This window comes from Pontibacillus chungwhensis BH030062, from assembly GCF_000770675.1.
GTDB lineage: Bacteria > Bacillota > Bacilli > Bacillales > BH030062 > Pontibacillus > Pontibacillus chungwhensis.
Genome location: NZ_AVBG01000010.1, coordinates 89,189 through 110,480, shown reverse-complemented (window position 1 = coordinate 110,480; position 21,292 = coordinate 89,189). Strand labels below are relative to the sequence as shown.

Below are 21,292 nucleotides of genomic sequence, written 5' to 3'. Positions count from 1 at the left end.
TTTGTCTGCCTTAATATTGAATGATCTGAAACCGGTAAGGTTCTAGTGTGCAAGACGCAGAAGGGTCTAATGTTTCTTCGCTCCATAAATCGGTCCCTTTTTGGTCTTGGAACTCCTTTGGAAGCGGAATGGACTGGGAAGACTTTGTCGGATTTAAAATAAACAATAGCGTTGTTGTCTCGTCTGATTTTTTATAAATAAGTGTATTCTCATCGGGATCTGCGTGTAATACGCGGAAGTCTCCGTGATTACCAAAAGCCGGGATGTCCTTCCGTAATTGGATTAGTTTCTGTACAAAAGAAAACATCTCCTGGTCTTGATCTTCTTCATCCCAAATCATACATTTACGACAGCCTGGATCATGGTCACCTGTCATGGCGATTTCATCTCCATAGTAAATGCAAGGCGTACCAATGAAAGATAGCTGGAAGAGGAAGAGCTGCTTTACTTTATTTTTATCTTCCATGCTCTCGGTTAAAATGCGCGGTGTGTCGTGACTTCCAAGCAGGTTGAATTGAACTTCATTTACGTTATCTGGGTACATATGAAGCACTTTCGTTAATTCATCTGAGAATTCACGTGCGTTCATTTTGCCTCGGGCGAAATAATTTAGAGAAGCTTCCGTGAATGGATAGTTCATGACGGCATCAAATTGATCCCCAAGTAGCCAAGGCATAGAATCGTGCCAGATCTCACCTAATATATAGGCATCTTCTTTAGCTGTCTTCACGACGGATCGGAACTCTCTCCAGAACTGATGGTCCACTTCATTTGCAACATCTAAGCGCCAGCCATCGATATTAAATTCTTCTACCCAGTAGCGGGCTACACCGAGAAGGTAATCTTTTACTTCTTGATTCTCAGTGTTTAACTTAGGCATAGACTTCTCGAATGCGAACGTATCATAATTCGGATAAGGTTTTTCCTTTAGAGGGAACTCACGCGTGTGGAACCAGTCTTGATAGATGGAGTTCTCCCCATTCTCTAAGACATCCTGGAAGGCAGGGAAGTAGTAGCCACTATGATTGAAGACTGCATCAAGCATCACTCGGATGCCTTTATCGTGGCATGTGTCTACTAATCTTTTGAACGTCTCCTTATCTCCGAATTGAGGATCGATTTCATAGTAATCAATCGTATCGTATTTATGATTCGAGTAGGCTTTGAAAATTGGAGTCATATAAATGCCCGTGATACCTAACTCGACTAAGTAATCAAGGTGTTCAATAATCCCTTCGAAATCCCCTCCGAAGAAATTATCAACTTTCGGATCTTCGCTGCGCCATGGGACCGTACCTTCTGGATTTAGGGATGGATCCCCATTCCCAAATCGCTCAGGGAAGATTTGATACCAGACTGTATCTTTTACCCAGTCAGGTGGAGTGAAGACATCGATGCCGTTAAGAAATGGGAAAGCGAAATAAAAGCCCATATCTTCTGACGTAGGTTCATCACGAAATCCCTTTTCTCCATAAATAATCGTTTCATTTCCATCTGTTAGCTCAAATCCGTATCGAAGGCGACGGAAGGGAGGTTTAACAGATGTAAACCAGTAATCATAAAGAGCATCTGTACCTGATAAGCGCATAGGAGTCTTTTTATATTGCCATCCACTTTTCTTTTCAAAATGATAAGGATCTCCATGAATCAATTGGACTTCTTTAGCGTCTTCTTTTTTCGTGCGGACGTAAAGATGAAGTTCTTCTTTTGTATAGGCGTATGCGAAGTTGTTTTTGGGACGATGGTAAATTGCTTCTCGTAGCATAAAGCCACCCCTCTCCAGTAATTTACTTATGATAAGCAAGCGCTTGCATGAAGCTGTGATACTTAAAGGCTATTTTAATCGGATAAAGTTGTCAATTAGAAAGTAAGAGATCACTAGAATGTTTTTAATAGATGAAAAGAATGTGGAAGTCTATAGTTCATAAGTTTGACATAAAAATTATGAAAAAATTAAAAAAAGTATTTGTGTCTTTTGAAATTATATGTATAATAAAGGTAAGACAAATGCAACCGCTTACACAACAAAACAATTAAGCTTTGAATCTATATTTTTTTAAAGTTAATGCAAACGGTTGCAATTAGATCATAAGGGGAGGTCAATTGTTATGAAGAAGTTTCTGATGCTTTTGCTTGCAATGGTACTATCCGTTGGAGTTCTTGCTGCATGTAGCGGTGACAACAGTTCTGACGGCGGAGATTCTACAGATGAAACAGCTGAAGGAGGATCCGGTGATGGCGGTGAGTCATCTGATGGAGAATCAGGCAAGCCTGATACACTGACACTTTGGGTTAACGATGATGACAAGCAGGTTGAAGCTATTAAAACAATTACAGATAAATACACAGAAGAAACAGGTATTAATATTGAAATGACTCGTATTAATATGACAGACCAGGTAGAGAAGCTAGATTTAGATGGTCCTACTGGTAACGGTCCGGATTTATTCTTCCAACCTCATGACCGTTTAGGGAACTTAGTTGTGCGTGGTCTTGCTGAGCCAGTTGATCTTGGCGATGCGAAAGACGGTTACACAGATACAGCGATTAGTGCGATGACATACGATGGCGACATCTGGGGTGCGCCAGCTGTAATCGAAACATATGGTCTTTTCTACAATAAATCCCTAGTGGACAAAGCTCCTGAAACAATGGACGAGCTTATGGCTATTGCAAAAGAGCAAACTAGTGGCGGAAGCTATGGTTTCTTGGGTGAATTGAACAACTTCTACTTTGCGTATCCATTCTTCGCAGGTCCTGGTGGATATGTATTTGGTAAAGAAGATGGTACTTATGATACAAGTGACATTGGTTTAGCAAATGAGGGTGCTGTTAAAGGTGCTGAGAATATTCAAACTTTCTTTGAAGAAGGTTACATTCCTAAGGAAGTTAGCCCTGATATCATGAACGGTTTATTTAACGACGGAAAAGCTGCTGTTGTTATGACGGGTCCATGGGCACGTCCTGGTTATGAAGAAGCTCTTGGCGATGACTTAGGAGCAGCTCCACTTCCAAAAGTTGATGGAGAGCACATGCAATCATTCGTAGGGGTTAAAGCTTGGATGCTTTCTTCTTTCTCTGAAAACAAAGAGTGGGCAACAGACCTTATGACATTTATGACAAACGAAGAAAATGCTATGACATACTATGAAATGGCTGGAGAAATTCCTCCACGTACAGCTTTACTTGAAGATTCTTCAATCGTAGAGGACCCAATTACAGCTGCATTTGCTGAGCAAACAAACTATGGTGAGCCAATGCCATCGGTACCAGCTATGCAACAAGTTTGGGAACCAGCGGGTAACGCTCTTCAATTCCTAGCTCAAGGTGACGATCCGAAAGCTGTTATGGAAGAAACTGTACAAATTATTAAAGACCAGATCGCAGCGAGCGGTCAGTAATAGTAGGGGTGGATAGGAGGGCTCTCCTATCCACTTATTATTCAACATTTGAGCAAACGCTTGCACAGCGATAGGCCATATATCTCCATATATAAGGGGACCATGAAGCAATAAGGGGGAAACGAGTATGCCACAAACATCACCAGCTACTAAAGATGTAAAGCAAAAGAATCACAACGTCAAACTGGCTACAATCCTCTCACTTGTATTCGCAGGTTTAGGGCAAATCTATAATAAGAGACTACTAAAGGGAATCATCTTCCTCATAATCGAATCTGCTTTTCTAATCACGATGTTGAATTTTATCATTCACGGTGTTTGGGGATTCATCACGCTAGGCGAAGTTAAAGGTGAAGATCACTCCATTATCTTATTAATAGAGGGGCTCGTTAGTTTAATCGTAATTGCCTTTGCTGCTACACTTTATGTGTACAACGTCATTGATGCAAAACGCGATGCACGCCTGTTAGCTCAAGGAGAGTCAGTACCATCTGTTCGTAAACAAATTAAAGATGCCTATGATGCAGGTTTCCCATACATGATGGTTGGACCTGGTCTGGTTATGCTTGTATTCATTGTTGTATTACCACTTGCCTTTATGATTTCATTAGCTTTTACCGACTACAATTTATACAATTCACCACCAAGAAACTTACTTAGTTGGGTAGGCTTCCAAAACTTCGTTGATCTTGTAACGCTCTCTATTTGGAAGAAATCCTTCTTAAATGTATTAAGTTGGACACTAGTCTGGACAGTCGTTGCGACAACATTACAGATCGCACTTGGTCTATTCTTAGCGCTTCTTGTAAACGATGAGCGTGTTAAATTTAAGAGAACGATTCGTACGGTCCTAATCTTACCTTGGGCAGTACCGGCATTCGTAACGATTCTAATCTTCTCTGCCATGTTTAACGATACGTTCGGTGCGATTAATAAAGACATATTAAGTCAGTTTGGCATGATGATTCCATGGTTAACAGATCCAACTTGGACGAAAGTTGCTCTTATTATGATTCAAACATGGCTTGGATTCCCGTTTGTATTCGCCTTATTCACAGGAGTTCTGCAAAGTATTCCAAGAGATATGTATGAAGCGGCTGATGTTGATGGTGGGACGCGTTTACAGAAGTTCCGTTTCATTACGTTCCCACACATTATGTTTGCGACTGCACCGCTACTGATCATGCAGTACGCGCAGAACTTTAACAACTTTAACATTATCTATCTATTTAACGAAGGTGGGCCAGCTGTTCGCGGTCAAAACGCAGGTGGTACCGACATTCTAATTTCTTGGGTTTACAAATTAACGTTCGACACGAATAACTACAACATGGCCGCGGCCATTACCATTATTATGGGACTTGTTGTATCGATCTTTGCATTCTATCAGTTTAGAAAAACTGCAGCCTATAAAGAGGAAGGTGAGATGTAATGAATAAAAAGACAAAATCTCGCATTGAGATGGGATTCATATACGCATTTATTTTGTTCATGTTCATCATAATCGCCTATCCACTATTATGGACAATCGGAATTTCCTTAAATCCGGGAACAAACATGTTCTCATCTTCTATGATTCCTGAGAATATAACATTTGAACATTATAAATGGTTGTTCACAGATCCAAGCAGTGATTACTTGATTTGGTATAAAAATAGTGTGTTTGTAGCTGTAGTGAACTCTGTGGCATCGGTGATTATTACATCCTTTGTAGCGTATGCGTTCTCTCGTTACAAGTTTGTTGGACGTAAGAACGGACTATATGCATTTCTACTCTTGCAAATGTTCCCGGCTTTAATGGGAATGGTTGCTCTTTACATTCTACTAAACCTAATTGGCTTATTAGATAACTTATGGGGCTTAATCTTGATCTACGTAGGTGGACAAATTCCATTTAACGCGTGGCTCGTTAAAGGTTACTTTGACACAATTCCGCGTGAGTTAGATGAAGCAGCGCGTATGGATGGTGCGGGACACTTCCAGGTATTCTTTAAAATTATGCTTCCGCTTGCGAAGCCGATTTTAGCAGTTGTTGCCTTGTTTAACTTCATGGCACCATTTACAGACTTCCTGTTACCGCGTATCGTCCTTTCAAGTCCTGAGAACTTTACACTAGCTCTTGGATTATTTAACTTCATTAATAACCAGTTTGCTAATAACTTTACTCGATTTGCGGCTGGGTCCATCTTAATTGCCATTCCAATTGCGCTTGTATTCTTATTCTTACAGCGTTACCTCATCTCCGGATTAACATCTGGTGCAACAAAAGGGTAATGGCAGAAGGCTACTATTTCATGTATTCTAGAGATTGAGAGAATACGATAATCTAAAGGAGGAGCGGAAAATGAAAAAGCGCGTGTTGACTACGCTCGTCATGATTCCGTTTCTTCTTTTTTACGCCTTCGGAGCCGAAGCTGCGGAAAAAGAAGAAGGAAGCTGGCAAGATGAGTTAATGTATTTTATTATGGTAGACCGGTTTAACAATGGGGATGCTTCAAACGATTACAGTGTAAATCCAGAAGATCCTAAAGCCTATCATGGTGGTGATCTAGAAGGGATTATTGAAAAGCTAGATTACATTAAAGATATGGGGTTTACTTCGATTTGGATCACACCCATTATGGAGAACGAACCAAAAGGGTACCACGGGTATTGGATCAGTGATTTTAAAGAAGTTGAAGAACACTTCGGAACGATGGAAGATGCAAAGCGTCTTGTAGACGAAGCGCACAAACGGGATATGAAAGTCGTCTTTGATTTCGTTGTAAATCATACAGGATACCAGCATGAATGGTTAACAGATCCTTCTAAAGAAGACTGGTTTCATGAGGAATCGCGTATGGTAGGGAACTCACAAGATCAGTTAGAGAATGGCTGGCTTGCTGGTCTGCCTGATTTAAACACAGAAAACCCAGAAGTAAAAGAATACTTATTTGATGCAGCTGAATATTGGATAGATGAAACAGGTGTAGATGGCTTTCGACTAGATACAGTCAAGCACGTGCCGAAAGAGTTTTGGAGTGAGTTTAGCGATCACGTCAAAAGTATTGATCCTGATTTCTTCTTAATGGGGGAAGTCTGGAGTGAAGACCCTCGGTATATTGCTGGATATGAAGAGGTAGGAATCGATTCGTTTGTGGACTATCCTTTTTTTGAAACCGCTACACAAGTTTTTAAACAACCAGGACAATCTGTGGCTGAGCTTGGGAAGGTATGGCAGCGAAATGAAGCCTTCTACGAGGATCCTCATTCGCTCGGGACATTTTTAGATAACCACGACAATAAACGTTTTACAAGGCTTGCGAATGAAGCGAAGCAAAATCCGATCACACGTTGGAAATTAGCTTTAACCTATATGTATACAGCTCCAGGTATGCCGATTGTTTATTATGGATCTGAAGTTCCACTTGATGGCGGCGAAGACCCCGATAACCGCCGAATTATGAATTTTAAAGCGGGTGACGAGGAGCTTAAGCAACACATTGAACAACTCGCAGCCATCCGTAAGAAATTCCCTGTGCTTACTCAGGGTAGCTTTGAGCAAGTCATTGATGAAGGACCATTTGGAGTGTTTAAACGAACGTATGAGGATGAAGTTGCGTACATCGCGATCAATAATAGTAAAGAGACAAAGTCGGCAGTACTAGGCGAAGTAGTCGAAGGGGAGCAGCTTAGAGGGCTCATTCATGATTCGATTGTTCGAGACAATGGTAATGGCGAATATGAGATTGGACTCGACCGCGAAACAGCTGATGTGTATATCGTTGAAGAAGATACTGGCCTGAACTGGATATTCTTTGGCGTGTTAGCTCTTGTCATGGGAAGTTTCGTTGCTTTCGTTGTACTTATAAGCCGAAAGAATAAGAAATCTCAACCAGAGTAATGGTGCAAAGGAGGGAATGGAGTGCTTGAAGATACAAGTTTTGCGATACATCCCGGTCAGAATCAGGCAATAGAGAATGATTCTTACCGTGATGTTGGTACGGTACAATCCATTCAGAGAAGGGATGGTGGCCTGACGTTCATTTGCGATGCAGCGGACATTCACCTTCAGTTTTATCGTTCGGATATTGTGAGGGTGGTTATGAACCAGAAGGGTGTTTCTGATTTAGAATCTACTCCAGCGGTTGTCGCTGCTGTTGAATCAGTGAATGTTGGTGTTGAGGAGACGGAAAAAAAGGTTGTCGTAAAGACCGATCATCTTGTTGTTTCTGTCTCTAAAAAACCGTTCCGATTGTCTGTTTTAACTCCTGAGGGTCAAGATATTATGTCTGAAAAAGACAAGGGGATCGGGTTTAAAGAAAACGGTGAAGTGATTTGCTACAAGAAAATGGAGCCAGAGGATCGCTTTTATGGGTTTGGGGAGAAATCTGGCTTCTTGGATAAGCGCGGAGAGTATTACACCATGTGGAATACAGATGTGTATGCCCCTCATAATCCGGAGACAGACCCACTGTATCAATCCATTCCTTACTTTATGGCATTACGAAACGGACGTGCTTATGGGATCTTTTTGGATAACCCGTCTAAGACGACGTTTGATATGAAAACAGAACAAGAGGTTTACTCTTTTAAAGGTGATAGTGGAAAGCTTGATTATTATGTGTTTGCTGGTGAAGGTCCAAAAGAGGTAATCGAGCAGTACACGCATATAACAGGGAGAATGCCTCTCCCTCCAAAATGGGCAATTGGCTATCACCAATCCCGTTATAGTTATGAGAGTGAAGAAGAAGTACGAGCACTAGCTAATACGTTTAAAGAAAAAGGAATCCCCCTTGATGTGATCTACCTCGATATCCATTATATGAATGAATACCGAGTTTTCACATTTGATAAAGATCGATTTCCTAATCCGAAGAAATTGGTGCAAGATCTGAAAGAAGAGGGTATTCGAATTGTTCCTATTGTCGACCCAGGCGTCAAGAAAGATCCGGAATATTCAACCTATCAGGAAGGTGTACGGAATGATCATTTCTGTAAGTATCTTGAAGGCGATCTTTACTTTGGGGAGGTATGGCCTGGAACGAGCGCTTTTCCTGATTTCACAGATGAACGAACACAGAAGTGGTGGGGGGATATGCACCAATTCTATACGGAGCTTGGAATTGAAGGCATATGGAATGATATGAATGAACCAGCTGTATTTAATGAGACGAAAACGATGGATACAAGCGTCATTCACAACAACAACGGAGATCCGAAAACACATAGACAGCTCCATAACTTATATGGCCTTCTGATGGGGAAAGCGACGTATGAAGGTATGGAAAGAAACTTAAATGGCAAACGACCATTCCTCTTAACAAGAGCTGGATTTGCAGGCGTGCAACGGTATGCGTCAGTATGGACTGGCGATAATCGAAGTTTCTGGGAACATTTACAGATGTCGTTACCAATGTGTATGAATCTTGGATTATCAGGAGTGGCTTTTACAGGACCAGATGTAGGTGGATTTGCTCATGATTCAAATGGAGAGTTGCTGGCTCGCTGGACGCAAGTAGGGGCATTTACTCCTTACTTCCGTAATCATTCGGCGATCGGCACGTTGTATCAGGAGCCTTGGCAATTCGGAGAAAAATATGAAGCAATTATAAAACGATATATTGAACTTCGATATGAGTGGCTTCCTCAGCTTTATTCATTATTCCATGAAGCACATTCGAAAGGGCTCCCCATTATGAGGCCGCTCATGCTAGAATATCCAAGGGACGCGAAAACCTATGCCTTACATGATCAATTCATGATAGGGGATAATACGTTGATCGCACCGATTATGCAGCCTGAAGTCACAGACCGTGCTGTTTATTTTCCTGAAGGAGAATGGGTTGATTACTTTAGTGGCAAGGTTTATGAAGGTGGAACAACGCATTTAGTTCATGCAGAACTTGATACATTGCCCCTATTTATTAAAAAAGGTACCGTAATTGCGCAGAGCCCATTACAACAACGGGCCATTACGGACGAAAAAGAATTAGAGCTTCACGTTTATGCTCATATAAACGGAAGTTATAACACCAGTTTTTATGATGATGATGGAGAGACGACTGGTTATTTATCAGGTGAATCGGTCAAGCTCCATGTATCGATACAATGTAAAGATCATCAAATAGCCATTTCTTGTCACAATGAAATGGAGTGGCCGTTACCATATAAGAAATGTTCCTTTATCATCCATGGTTTAGAAGAAGGACAAGAAGTGTGGGTGAACAAAGAGAGGCAATCGGGAGTTTGGACCGAGCGGGGTTTGAGAGTAGAGGTTACGATTTAACCCTGAATCGATGTTAAGAAGGTGAGATAAATGGGAATTACAATTAAAGATGTAGCAAAAGCAGCAAATGTTGCTCCTTCTACCGTTTCAAGGGTCATAGCTGATCATCCGAGAATTAGTTTGGACACAAAGAAGCGTGTGCGAAAGGCGATGAAAGAGTTAGGATATCATCCGAATGTGAACGCAAGAAGTTTGGCCAATCGCTCTACACAAGCGCTTGGAATTGTCATGAAGTCATCAGCAGATAAAGCGCTTCAAAACCCGTTCTTTCCTGAAGTATTACGAGGAATTAGTGCTGTTGCGCATGAATTAGATTATTCGTTATACATCTCAACCGGCGAAACGGAAGAAGAAGTCTATGAAGGTGTACAACGTATGGTTTATGGCAATCGTGTAGATGGAATTATCCTGCTATATTCCAGGGTAGACGATAATGTGATTAACTTCTTACTAGAAAAAGATTTCCCGTTTGTGCTTGTGGGGAAACCGTGTGAGCATATTGATCGGATTACGCATGTGGATAACGATAATGTGAACGCATCCATTGATATAACAAATGAACTCATTAACCAAGGTCATGAGAGAATTGCATTTATCGGTGGGGATACAGACTTAGTCGTTACACAGGATCGCATGCGCGGTTATGAGATGGCTTTAGAGAAAGCGGGACTTCCGGTTCGGGAAGATTATCAAATCCATAAGGAGTTCTTAAAGTCAGGTGGGCGTGAAGCCGTTCATCAATTATTCCAGCTTGAAGAGCCTCCTACTGGTCTTGTAATTGTCGATGATTTAATGAGTATCGGGGTTGTCACAATGCTAGAAGAAAACGGCATAAGTGTACCTGATGATGTATCAATTGTAAGCTTTAACAATCTGTATATTTCAGAAATCACGCGACCTTCCCTTACTACGGTAGATATACAGATTTATAATCTAGGGAACCAGGCAGCGAAATGTTTAATTGAAAAAGTGAATAATCAAGATGAACCAGCGAAACGGATTATCGTTCCATACGAGCTAGTTCGTCGTCAATCGAGTCAACACGTAAGCCTTAACGGAGCTTCTACCTCATAGAGATAACATTGTTCCAAGAAATACGGTTCCATATATTTGAGAAGGGCAGAGGTGAGCCAATATGAAACGTATTATTGAAGTAGATCCATGGAAAGTCGTTGAAACAAGTCTCCATCCAGAGGAAAATCGTTTAGCCGAAAGTTTAATGAGCATCGGGAATGGCCACATGGGCATGCGTGGCAATTTTGAAGAAACGTACACAGGTGAAACGCACGAAGGTACCTATATTGGAGGCGTGTACTATCCTGATAAAACCCGAGTTGGCTGGTGGAAGAATGGATACCCTGAATATTTTGCTAAAGTATTGAATGCTCCTAATGTTACAGGGATTCGGGTTGTCGTTCAGAATGAAGAGCTTGATTTAAACACATGGAACGTGATGGAATTTAAACGAGAGCTCGATATGCGTCATGGCCTCTTGCGCCGTTCTTTTACAGCTGAAAATGGAAATGGAGAGCATGTTCAAGTGAACGTTACACGTTTCTTCTCTATTGCTCATCCTGAACTTGTAGCGATTCGATATGAAGTTACCCCGATTAACTTTAGTGGCACGATTTCTTTCCAGCCATTTCTAAACGGGGATGTACGAAACGAAGACGCGAACTATGATGAAGACTTCTGGGAGCCTGTCCATCATGAGGTCTCAGAACAAGCGGGTGTGTTAACAATGAAGACCCGTAAAACGGAATTTGAAGTCTCAGCCGCTATGCGAACAGCAGTGGATGGAGGAGATGTTTCCATTCAGGCGATGGATGACCAGGAAGAATACATCGATAATGTAATGGATGTAGCGGTAACAGAAGGTCAACCCGTTACGTTTTATAAATATGTAGCCGTTACTCAAAGCAGAGACTATGATTCTGCTGAGCTAGCTGACAAAGCTCAAGGATTTGTCACTGAAGCCTTTGAAAAAGGATTCGATCATTTGCTTCAAGAACATCAAGGAGCATGGGAGAAGCGCTGGAAAAAAGCTGATGTAACAGTAGGTGGCGACGCGGAAGCGCAGCAAGGCATTCGCTATAACATCTTCCAATTGTATAACACATACACGGGTGACGATCCGCGCTTAAATATCGGTCCTAAAGGGTTCACAGGTGAAAAGTATGGCGGAAGCACGTACTGGGATACGGAAGCCTACTGCTTACCTTTTTATTTAGGGACAGCTGATCCGGCCATTGCCAGAAACCTATTAATCTATCGTTATAACCATTTAGATCAGGCTCGTGCAAATGCTCGTAAGCTTGGTTTAGAAGGGGCTCTATATCCGATGGTGACGATGAACGGAGAAGAGTCTCATAATGAGTGGGAAATCACGTTTGAGGAGATCCATCGTAACGGGGCCATCGCTCATGCGATTTGGAACTATACGAATTATACCGGTGATACGGCGTATTTGGCTGATTATGGATTTGAAGTGCTAGCTGAGCTTAGTCGTTTCTGGGCGAGCCGCGTCAACTATAACTCGCGTAAAGATCGCTATATGATCCTTGGTGTGACAGGGCCGAATGAATATGAGAACAACGTGAATAACAACTGGTATACCAATCGCATTGCAGCGTGGACACTTGAGTATACACTAGGAGTGGCTCTATTTCTCGAACGCCAACATGGGGCTCGCTACTATGAACTTCTAGATCAGCTAGGGTTATCATCTAGTGAATTCGATCAATGGAAAGATATCATTTCAAAAATGTATTATCCATATGATGAGGAGGCAGGTGTCTACCTGCAGCAGGATGGCTTTTTAGATAAAGAGATTATGCCAGTTGCAGACCTTGAAGACAAGCACCTTCCGTTAAATCAGAATTGGTCCTGGGATCGCATTCTTCGTTCCTGCTTTATTAAACAAGCGGATGTTCTTCAAGGACTATACTTCTTAAATCATAAATTCTCTAAAGAAGAGAAGAAGCGCAACTACAATTTCTATGAACCAATGACGGTCCATGAATCAAGCCTGTCACCTTGTGTTCATTCAATCTTGGCAGCAGAGCTTGGATACGAGGAAAAAGCGTATGAAATGTATGTGCGTACAGCTCGTCTGGATCTGGATAACTATAACAACGATACAGAGGACGGCCTTCATATTACGAGTATGGCCGGATCCTGGTTATCCATCGTACACGGCTTCGCCGGCATGCGTGTCGTTGATGGCACCCTTCACTTCAACCCAATGATTCCGGAAGCGTGGAAGGATTACTCGTTCAAGATCAACTTCCGTGGTCACCTTCTGAAAATCACCGTTACTCATGATGAAACACTCATTGAGCAAGAAGAAGGAACACCACTTCAACTCGTATTAAACGAAGAAACACGCACCATCGAAGCACCAAAAGTCGCTACCCCCTAATTTACCATACATGCAGAAGCCCCTTCCTTGAGGACGGGGCTTTTGTGCTTTAGCGAGACGCAGGGTGCCTGACACGGTTTAGTGCTTTAGCGAGACGCAGGGTGCCTGACACGGTTTAGTGCTTTAGCGAGACGCAGGGTGCCTGACACGGTTTAGTGCTTTAGCGAGACGCAGGGTGCCTGACACGGTTTAGTGCTTTAGCGAGACGCAGGGTGCCTGACACGGTTTAGTGCTTTAGCGAGACGCAGGGTGCCTGACACGGTTTAGTGCTTTAGCGAGACGCAGGGTGCCTGACACGGTTTAGTGCTTTAGCGAGACGCAGGGTGCCTGACACGGTTTAGTGCTTTAGCGAGACGCAGGGTGCCTGACACGGTTTAGTGCTTTAGCGAGACGCAGGGTGCCTGACACGGTTTAGTGCTTTAGCGAGACGCAGGGTGCCTGACACGGTTTAGTGCTTTAGCGAGACGCAGGGTGCCTGGCACCCTTTAGTGCTTTAGAGTGTGTGGGGGTGGAATCGGCTCAAGTTTGGGAGAAGCGGCTCAAGTTCGGGCGAAGCAGCTCAAGATTCGGAAAAAGTGACTCAAGTGTTCGAAAATACGGCTCAAGATGAGGGATAGCGGCTCAAGATCGAAGAAAATGGCTCAAGCTTGATAGGGACTGGCTCAAGATTTCCGGAAAGTGACTCAAGATGAAGAGGTTGTTCTTTGGGAAGTGGACGTAGAGAGGTTTTGAAAAGTGGAATCGGCTCAAGTACAGCAAAAAGCAACTCAAGAAAAAACGCTCAGATTAGAGGTCTGAGCGTTTTGTTCCATCATAAAAAATGCATCAATCATTTTTTTGTTTGAATATCTAACGATAGCTCGTGGTCTTTAATATAAGCCTCTGGGAACAAAATGGATTCGGCATCAAATTCTCGTAGGTCATTACCGTTTGAGACAAGGTTTGGAGTGTCAGGGTTAGCAAGCGCCCCTGTACCAAGAGTTACAAAGTCTGCCTTTTCATCTGTGACAGCTTTTAAAGCCTGGCCTGGGTGACCTAACTTACCGTTGGCCATAACAGGCAAGTTCGATTCTTCTCTAGCTGCTTTTGCCATGGAACGAGTTCCTTCACCGAATCCGGAAGCAGTACCGTCTCCGTCTGTAACGTGAATATAATCAAGAGGCAGATCACCTAGTGTTGAAAAGATGTGTTTCGCATCTTTTTCACCACCTGGCCAGCGATATTCTTGGTCTGCGACTTTTCCTTGTGATAAACGAATGCCGACCATAAAGTCTGCCCCGACTGCATCGCGCACAGCATTCACAATTTCTTGAATAAAGGTTAATCCACCTTCTAGACCACCGTAACGATCGGTGCGCTGATTCATGTAATTGGTTAAGAATTCATCAAGCAGGTAACCGTTAGCGCCATGAATTTCTACACCGTCGAAACCGGCTTTCTTAGCCTGGGTTGCTGTTAGAGCAAATGCTTCCTGTACTTGTGCGAAATCATGGTCTGTCATCTCTTTAGGAGTTTTAAACGGGCCTGAACCACCATAAAATCCTAGCTGCTCTCCTTTTGGAGCGACTGCTGAAGGAGCAATGGTTTCATCTGTATAAGCATTGCCTTGAGTCTGAGCACCAGCGTGCATGAGCTGGGCAATAAAGGCTGTTCCATGGTTATGCACTGTATCTACAATCGGTTTCCAGGCGTCCACATGGTTATCAGAAGCTAAGCCTGGTTGATTAAAGTATCCTTGACTATGCTTTTCATCAATGTAGATCCCTTCAGATATAATCGCACCAAAACCACCTTTGGCATAACGTTCATAATAGTCACGCATACGGTTATTGGCGCGGCCGTCACTTTCTGCTGAAACCCGGGTCATAGGTGCAACGATGTATCGGTTTGAAGTTGCCACATTCCCGAGCTTCCCTGATTCAAATAATGTGCTGTATTGACTCATGTAATGATCCCTCGCTTTAACGAAATATGATCCTTCTAGTCTTAGTTTAAAGAGTTTCACTATTGAATTTAACCGCCATCCCCCATAATCAAACCCATCAGTCGGTTTTAACACTGCATAGGAATAAAGCGTGCCAGGCACCCTTTCATGCTTTAGAGGGAAGAAGGGTGTCAGACACGCTTTAGTGTGATGAAGCTTTATCCATTGATGATAATGCCACCGTTTATGTGAATCATTTGGCCACTGATGTAAGAGGAGTCCTGGCTTGCTAAGTAGACGTAGGCGGGTGCGACTTCTCTTGGTTGTCCAGCGCGTTTCATAGGCGTATTGGATCCGAATTGAGATACTTTCTGAGCGTCAAACGAGGCTGGAATTAATGGTGTCCAGATTGGGCCTGGTGCGACTCCGTTAACTCGGATTCCTTTCCCGACCAGTTGTTCAGATAACGAACGTGTAAGTGCTGTAATAGCTCCTTTTGTTGCTGAATAATCCACTAAGTCCTTTGAGCCTTGATACGCTGTAATAGAAGAGGTATTAATAATTGTACTTCCTTTTTTCATATGGGGAAGAGCAGCTTTCGTCATATGAAAATAACCAAATACGTTTGTGCGGAACGTTTTTTCCAATTGTTCAGCTGTAATGTCTTCAAAGTTTTGCTGAGGGTGTTGTTCTGCAGAATTATTCACAAGGATATCAATCTGGTTAAAGGACTGCATAACTTCGTTCACTGCTGTTTGGCAGAAAGATTCATTCCCGATATCTCCTCCAATTAACAGACATCGTCTGCCTTCTCGTTCGATGATTGTCTTTGTATCATTTGCGTCTTGTTTTTCATTAAGGAAGATAATTGCAACGTCGGCTCCTTCTTTTGCATAGTGGACGGCGACCGATCTGCCTATTCCGCTATCGCCACCTGTGATAACGGCAACTTTTCCTTTTAGCTTTTCGCTCGGTTTATACTCTGGGTCAATAAATTCAGGTAAAGGTTGCATTTCGTATTCATAACCTGGCTGATGATTTTGATGTTGAGGGGGCTGTTGCTGAGCTTGTTGATTTTGTTGTTGTGACATCGTCATTCCTCCTGGTGTGCATTTTCTTTTATCATGTCCAGAGGTTCCTTAATGAATGATAAGCATAAGGAGATATCAGGTTGGAAGTATGTGGGGAGGAGGCTGAAAAGAATAAAAGGCAATAAAAAAACCGATGCAAAAGCATCGGTTAGACCGTTTCGATTTCATTATGTGAGGATGTAGCACCTTCTTCGTGTAAGTGTTGAAACAATTGACGATACGAGTGAAAGTCCAGTTCTCCATTTACATACATGCGTTGACAATAGTCCAATAACTCATTGGGTGAATCAGGCTGTTGGTTGAACTCCTTAACATACGATTGAAGCAGTTCTTCCAGGTGCATATCATATTCCTCCTCATGTGTTGTTACAGTATATGGTAACATACATTCTTGGAGATAAAAGAGATCAGAACAAAGTATAAATATTCAGAAAAAAACCTTTATGACACTGCAGAACAAAAGGGTGCCAGACACGCGTCAGTTCTGCAGTGCAATAAAGGGTGCCAGACACGCGTCAGTTCTGCAGTGCAATAAAGGGTGCCAGACACGCGTCAGTTCTGCAGTGCGATAAAGGGTGCCAGACACGCGTTAGTTCTGCAGTGCGATAAAGAGGGACAGACACGCTTCAGGTCACTAGTGTGGTGAAGGGTGTCTGTCCCTTTTGGTTTAGATTTTTGTGTTTTTGGTTTTGGCTCTTTGTTGTAGTTCAGTTTTAGGTTGCTGGTCTGCTTTGTCTTCTGTATAGCCTTGCGGGTTAATGTTAGCTCCGCCCGCTTTGCCACGGTTGTTGTTTTTTCGTTTGCTCATGAGATCCACCTCCACGTATAGCATGTGGAGATGGCATCCTTCTTATGCTTGTTGTGCTTGGAGTTCCTTTAAATCGTTCATGGCAATAGAGTAGGTTTTATAGCCACCTTCAAGGTTCTTAACACGGAAGCCGTGCTGCTCAAGTAACTTCGTTGCCACATATCCGCGTAACCCTGCTTGGCAATAGACGGTTATTGGCTCTTCCTTTGGTAACTCCTCTAAGCGATCCCTGAGATCATCAAGGGGAATGTTCACAGCATTACGGATTGCGCCATTACTAAATTCTTTAGAAGTTCGAACGTCTAGAATCATACCCGCCGCATGTGCAATTCCGTCCATTTCATCCCAGTGAACCACTTCAACCTCACCTTCAACAATGTTTGAAGCGACGTAACCAAGTAGGTTAACAGGATCTTTGGCAGAAGAGTAGGGAGGAGCATAGGCTAATTCAAGGTCAGGCAGATCCATAACCGTTAATCCACCTTTAATCGCTGTAGCTAACACATCGATTCGTTTATCAGCACCTTCTTTTCCGATAATTTGTGCCCCATAAATGGTTCCCTCAACAGGATGGAACAATAGCTTCATGGAAAGAGGCGTTGCATTTGGGTAATAACCAGCATGGGAACCTGGGTGGATGTGAATGGCCTCGTATGGTAGTCCCATTGCTTTTAGTTGTTTTTCATTTTTGCCTGTAGCGGCAACGGTAAGGTCAAAAATCTTGGCAATGGATGTGCCGAGTGTACCGTTATACCGAACGTCTTTCCCGTAAATGTGATCAGCTACAAGACGTCCCTGGCGGTTAGCAGGCCATGCAAGCGGGATCATGGTTGGTTGCCCAAATTGATAATCTTTAACTTGAACGGCATCACCAACTGCATAGATTGATGGATCGTTTGTTTTCAAATGATCATCGACGATAATACCGCCTCGCTCATTTGTCTCAAGACCTGCAAGCGTAGCTAACGTATTCTCAGGTGTAACACCAATTGAAAGTACAACAAGGTCTGTTGAAATGGAGGTACCACTTTCGAGTATCATTTGTTTCCCTTGCTCCTCAAAAGCTTTCACACCATCATTTAAATAGAGAGTTATCCCTTTTTGTTTTAACTCTGTATGGACAAGGGCTGCCATTTCTCTGTCGATAGGAGCCATCACTTGTGGAGACTTCTCAACAAGGGTAACGTTAAGCCCTCGATCAACAAGGTTCTCGGCTAATTCTAAACCGATAAAACCACCGCCAATAATCGTGGCATTCTGAGGCTGTTGATCTTCTAAAAATGTATAAATTTTATCTGTATCTGGTATATTTCGCAAAGTGAAATAGGTGGACTCTGCTAGACCCGGAATAGGAGGGACGATTGGTTTTGAACCTGGAGAAAGGATGAGTGTATCATAACTCTCTTCGTATTCATCTCCAGATGGTAGGTGACGAACGGTAACGGTCTTTTGTTCCCGGTTAATGCGAACGACTTCTGTTAAGGTGCGTATATCTAAACCAAAGCGAGCCGTCATCCCTTCAACAGTCTGAACGAGTAATTTGCTTCGTTCTTTTATTGTACCGCCAATATAGTAAGGGAGCCCGCAATTGGCATAAGAAATGTAAGCTCCGCGTTCAAACATTACAATATGACTGTGTTCATCTATACGACGCAGACGCGCAGCAGCTGTTGCGCCTCCTGCTACTCCACCAACAATGACTATTTTACGATTCATCATGAACTCATCCTCTCTTTTGTATACCCTTACCCGTATTTTATTCCTGAATGTGAGGAAAGTAAATACGGTTTTGACGAAGATTGTGACAATTTAGAGGATGATAATAGTTACTCTAATCAATGCCTTTTGTTTTAAGTTTCATGGAACAAAAAAGCCCCGAGATTTCTCGGAGCTTAAGCATCTTTATTCATTTGAGTTTTGTTTAGGGAAGGTAATGGTTTTCACTTCTTTCATGGTACTTAAGTCAACGGCCTTCAATTCTTCATGAGAAAGGGTAAATAAAGTGTCATTGAGGGAAATCATTCGAGAAATACGGGATTCCCACCTACGTTCTACATTGTAATCTTGATCGTTTGTAATCGTTGCCTGAAGTTCAAATCCATTCTCTGGTGTGATTTTATAAAGGTAAGCTCCCTGACTCTTTCGTTCATATTCTTCTGAGACTTGAATCGGGAGGCCAAATAAGTTGCCGTCTGGGTGGATGTATAGGGACTTGTGATCGTGACTGGCATCTGTGTGACTGCCCTTTCCTCCAATGATTGCTACATCTTTTTCTAGTGGATTTGAGACGTCACTCACATCAAATAGCGAAAGTTTTACCCCTTTAGTAACAACCCGTTCTCTCCCATCTGACTTAACGACTTCAGTATCTTGACCAATACCAATTAAATGATCGTCTCCAAGGGGATGGAGGTAATTGCTGAAGCCTGGGATTTTAAGTTCTCCGAGTACTTCGGGGGAAGAAGGTTCTTTAAGATCAATGACAAACAGGGGATCAACTTGTTTAAATGTAACCATATAAGCTCGATCTTGCATAAAGCGGACGCTATAGATTCGTTCTCCTTTTGCTAATCCTTCAACTTTACCAATTGGAGTCATCGATAAATCAAACGTATATAAATGATTTAGCGACGGATTCTCATCTCCCCCAAATTGTCCAGTAGTTGTAGCGACGCGGAAGGAGTCATCATGCTCATCCATAGCAAATTGATTGATTAACTGGCCTGGTACATCAGCTTCACCGTTGTAGGTAAGGTCGCCGTTTTCTACGTGGAATTGATAAATCTTAGTACTTTGTTCAAGGTCTTCTGGTAATGAAGATGTTGCAAAAAATGCATCGACTGGAAAGCTCCTAGAGCGTGTGGCGACGTACAGGTTATCTTTAGACATATGAACGGTATCTCCAGCACCAAGATAGGTTTTTACGTTGGCGGGTGTACTGTCGTCTGTAACATCAAAACTTGCAATCGTAAGGAACGACGAGTATTTACTTCCTGGAAGCTGATGGATCTTCCCGTAAGGAATCGGTTGGAAGTCTTCACTCACGGCAGAATCTTTAAAAGTAGGGCGGACTTCTTGGTCGTTTTGTTTCTTTTCCTCTAAATGGTGGATGGATGTGTACTCATTGGATAGGACGTAGATTTGACCGTCAATCATTCTAGAAGTTAAATAGTTCCCCTCAAGGTTAAGATCCCGCACCTTTTTAGGAGAGGTAGGATCCGAAACATCATAAACACGGACGGCCATATGACTTCTAAAGTTTGGCCTAATCATAGAATCTGCTGCCGACGCTTCCTCTTTTGCATCTCGTGGAAGCGATTGATGTTGATAGCCAAGGACGACGAGTCGATCGTTGTATAGAAAGAGTTGATTTGGTATAAAGTTTTCATCATCAATTTTGGTGAGGACCTTGGCTTTCTCAATAGGAGAGCCTTTTGCAATGACAATGTCATTGTTTCTGGCATAGTAAATGTGTTCACCGTCATTCTTGACGAGATCTGCTTCGTCGACACCATTGACTTGAATATTCGTCTTAGATGAACTGCTCGCAGAATCCTCTGAAGAAGCACTAACATCCGCGCTTTCTTCAACAGTCATTCGCATAGATGAATCTTCATTTTGAAACTTCTTTAAAATCGCCTTCAATTCTTCTTCAGAACCAATCGCGGGCAGTTCTTTTGAAGTAGTGAAGGTGTACGTGAAATCTTTAGACAGTTCAACGTCTCGAACAGAGGTTACGCCTTTTGAGATCGTTAGGGTATAGTCCTGATTCACTTCGTATCCACCTTTAGGTGCAAAAATATTTAACGATTCCCCGTTACCACTTACTTCGAAGGTGGTAGGTACTTTTTCACCTGTTTTCTTGTTAATCACTTGAATCGTTTCATCTGTGAAGCTTTCTTTGTTCATTTCTTTAGAAAAAACAACCGTCCAGTCTTTGTGGACAGGAACGACTTGACTTTCTTCTTTTACCTCTGCAGAAACGCCCCAGTTTGCGACACCGTATAGGATGATAAAAAGAGACACCACTAAAGCAATTCCTGTTATAACCATTCGCTTCATAATCATTCACCCTCTTCACTTGGTTTCTTACATAGTCGTCTTAAAGAGGAAAAAGTTTCATGTGAGGAGTGAAATTAGGTGAAAAAACGCCTGAGGAGCTTTTCCTCAGGCGTTTACTGTGAATTACTTATGATCGGTTTTCTTTGAGTATTGGCGCTCACCGTTTTGACGAGCAGCTTCTCGTTGTTCGTTTTTGCGAGCTTGTTTGGCATTATTATCTAATGCTTTCTTGTTGTTGTCACCTGTATTTTTTGTTGCCATATCGGACACCTCTTTTTTCTAATGGTAAGACACATCATTAGATTGTGTGAAAAGAG

General features: G+C 42.5%; 15 protein-coding genes. 7 read left to right on the top strand and 8 right to left on the bottom strand.

Translation table 11 applies throughout. The annotated features are described in order from the left end of the window. Nucleotides 1-10: 10 nt before the first annotated feature. Nucleotides 11-1,765, bottom strand: a complete 1,755-nt coding sequence (locus tag N780_RS13400; protein ID WP_036784998.1) for an alpha-glycosidase — start codon at nt 1,763-1,765, stop codon at nt 11-13. A 343-nt stretch (nt 1,766-2,108) separates the two neighbouring features. Between N780_RS13400 and N780_RS13395 the strand changes: the two genes are divergently transcribed. The 7 genes from N780_RS13395 (at nt 2,109) to N780_RS13365 (ending at nt 13,090) form a co-directional block, all read left to right on the top strand. Next, on the top strand, nt 2,109-3,401 hold the full coding sequence (locus N780_RS13395; protein WP_036784996.1) for an extracellular solute-binding protein: 1,293 nt from the start codon (nt 2,109-2,111) through the stop codon (nt 3,399-3,401). Between the two features lie 127 nt (nt 3,402-3,528). Beyond that, nucleotides 3,529-4,833 carry a sugar ABC transporter permease gene (locus N780_RS13390; protein ID WP_052115072.1) on the top strand — a complete coding sequence of 435 codons (1,305 nt, stop codon included), beginning with the start codon at nt 3,529-3,531 and terminating at the stop codon, nt 4,831-4,833. Beyond that, nucleotides 4,833-5,675 carry a sugar ABC transporter permease gene (locus tag N780_RS13385; protein ID WP_036784994.1) on the top strand — a complete coding sequence of 281 codons (843 nt, stop codon included), beginning with the start codon at nt 4,833-4,835 and terminating at the stop codon, nt 5,673-5,675. Before N780_RS13390 ends, N780_RS13385 begins: the two co-directional genes overlap by 1 nt. A 70-nt stretch (nt 5,676-5,745) precedes the next feature. Further along, entirely contained in the window at nt 5,746-7,284 is a 1,539-nt protein-coding gene (locus tag N780_RS13380; RefSeq protein WP_036784992.1) for an alpha-amylase family glycosyl hydrolase, read from the top strand. Nucleotides 7,285-7,305: 21 nt separating this feature from the next. Further along, the gene (locus tag N780_RS13375; protein ID WP_036784990.1) at nt 7,306-9,669 is read left to right on the top strand and encodes a glycoside hydrolase family 31 protein; all 2,364 of its coding nucleotides are present in this window, start codon (nt 7,306-7,308) and stop codon (nt 9,667-9,669) included. A gap of 30 nt (nt 9,670-9,699) precedes the next feature. Continuing rightward, complete coding sequence (locus N780_RS13370) at nt 9,700-10,743, top strand: LacI family DNA-binding transcriptional regulator (RefSeq protein WP_036784988.1); 1,044 nt, start codon at nt 9,700-9,702, stop codon at nt 10,741-10,743. Nucleotides 10,744-10,804: 61 nt separating this feature from the next. Continuing rightward, on the top strand, nt 10,805-13,090 hold the full coding sequence (locus tag N780_RS13365; RefSeq protein WP_036784986.1) for a glycoside hydrolase family 65 protein: 2,286 nt from the start codon (nt 10,805-10,807) through the stop codon (nt 13,088-13,090). Nucleotides 13,091-13,919: 829 nt separating this feature from the next. Here the strand turns inward: N780_RS13365 and N780_RS13360 are convergent. From N780_RS13360 to N780_RS19905, 7 genes are all read right to left on the bottom strand, one after another. After that, nucleotides 13,920-15,035, bottom strand: a complete 1,116-nt coding sequence (locus N780_RS13360; RefSeq protein ID WP_036784983.1) for an oxidoreductase — start codon at nt 15,033-15,035, stop codon at nt 13,920-13,922. A gap of 197 nt (nt 15,036-15,232) precedes the next feature. Further along, the gene (locus tag N780_RS13355; protein WP_036784982.1) at nt 15,233-16,105 is read right to left on the bottom strand and encodes an SDR family oxidoreductase; all 873 of its coding nucleotides are present in this window, start codon (nt 16,103-16,105) and stop codon (nt 15,233-15,235) included. A gap of 148 nt (nt 16,106-16,253) precedes the next feature. Further along, nucleotides 16,254-16,448 carry a YppF family protein gene (gene yppF / locus N780_RS13350; protein WP_036784979.1) on the bottom strand — a complete coding sequence of 65 codons (195 nt, stop codon included), beginning with the start codon at nt 16,446-16,448 and terminating at the stop codon, nt 16,254-16,256. A gap of 324 nt (nt 16,449-16,772) precedes the next feature. Then, on the bottom strand, nt 16,773-16,913 hold the full coding sequence (locus N780_RS19910) for a small, acid-soluble spore protein L (RefSeq protein ID WP_156969179.1): 141 nt from the start codon (nt 16,911-16,913) through the stop codon (nt 16,773-16,775). Nucleotides 16,914-16,955: 42 nt separating this feature from the next. After that, a complete protein-coding gene (locus N780_RS13345) occupies nt 16,956-18,629 on the bottom strand; it encodes a CoA-disulfide reductase (RefSeq protein ID WP_084599600.1) in 1,674 nt (557 codons plus the stop codon). Nucleotides 18,630-18,815: 186 nt separating this feature from the next. Next, nucleotides 18,816-20,975 carry a beta-propeller domain-containing protein gene (locus N780_RS13340; RefSeq protein ID WP_198135863.1) on the bottom strand — a complete coding sequence of 720 codons (2,160 nt, stop codon included), beginning with the start codon at nt 20,973-20,975 and terminating at the stop codon, nt 18,816-18,818. A gap of 123 nt (nt 20,976-21,098) precedes the next feature. Continuing rightward, nucleotides 21,099-21,236 carry a DUF3941 domain-containing protein gene (locus tag N780_RS19905; protein ID WP_156969178.1) on the bottom strand — a complete coding sequence of 46 codons (138 nt, stop codon included), beginning with the start codon at nt 21,234-21,236 and terminating at the stop codon, nt 21,099-21,101. Between the last annotated feature and the right edge of the window lie 56 nt (nt 21,237-21,292).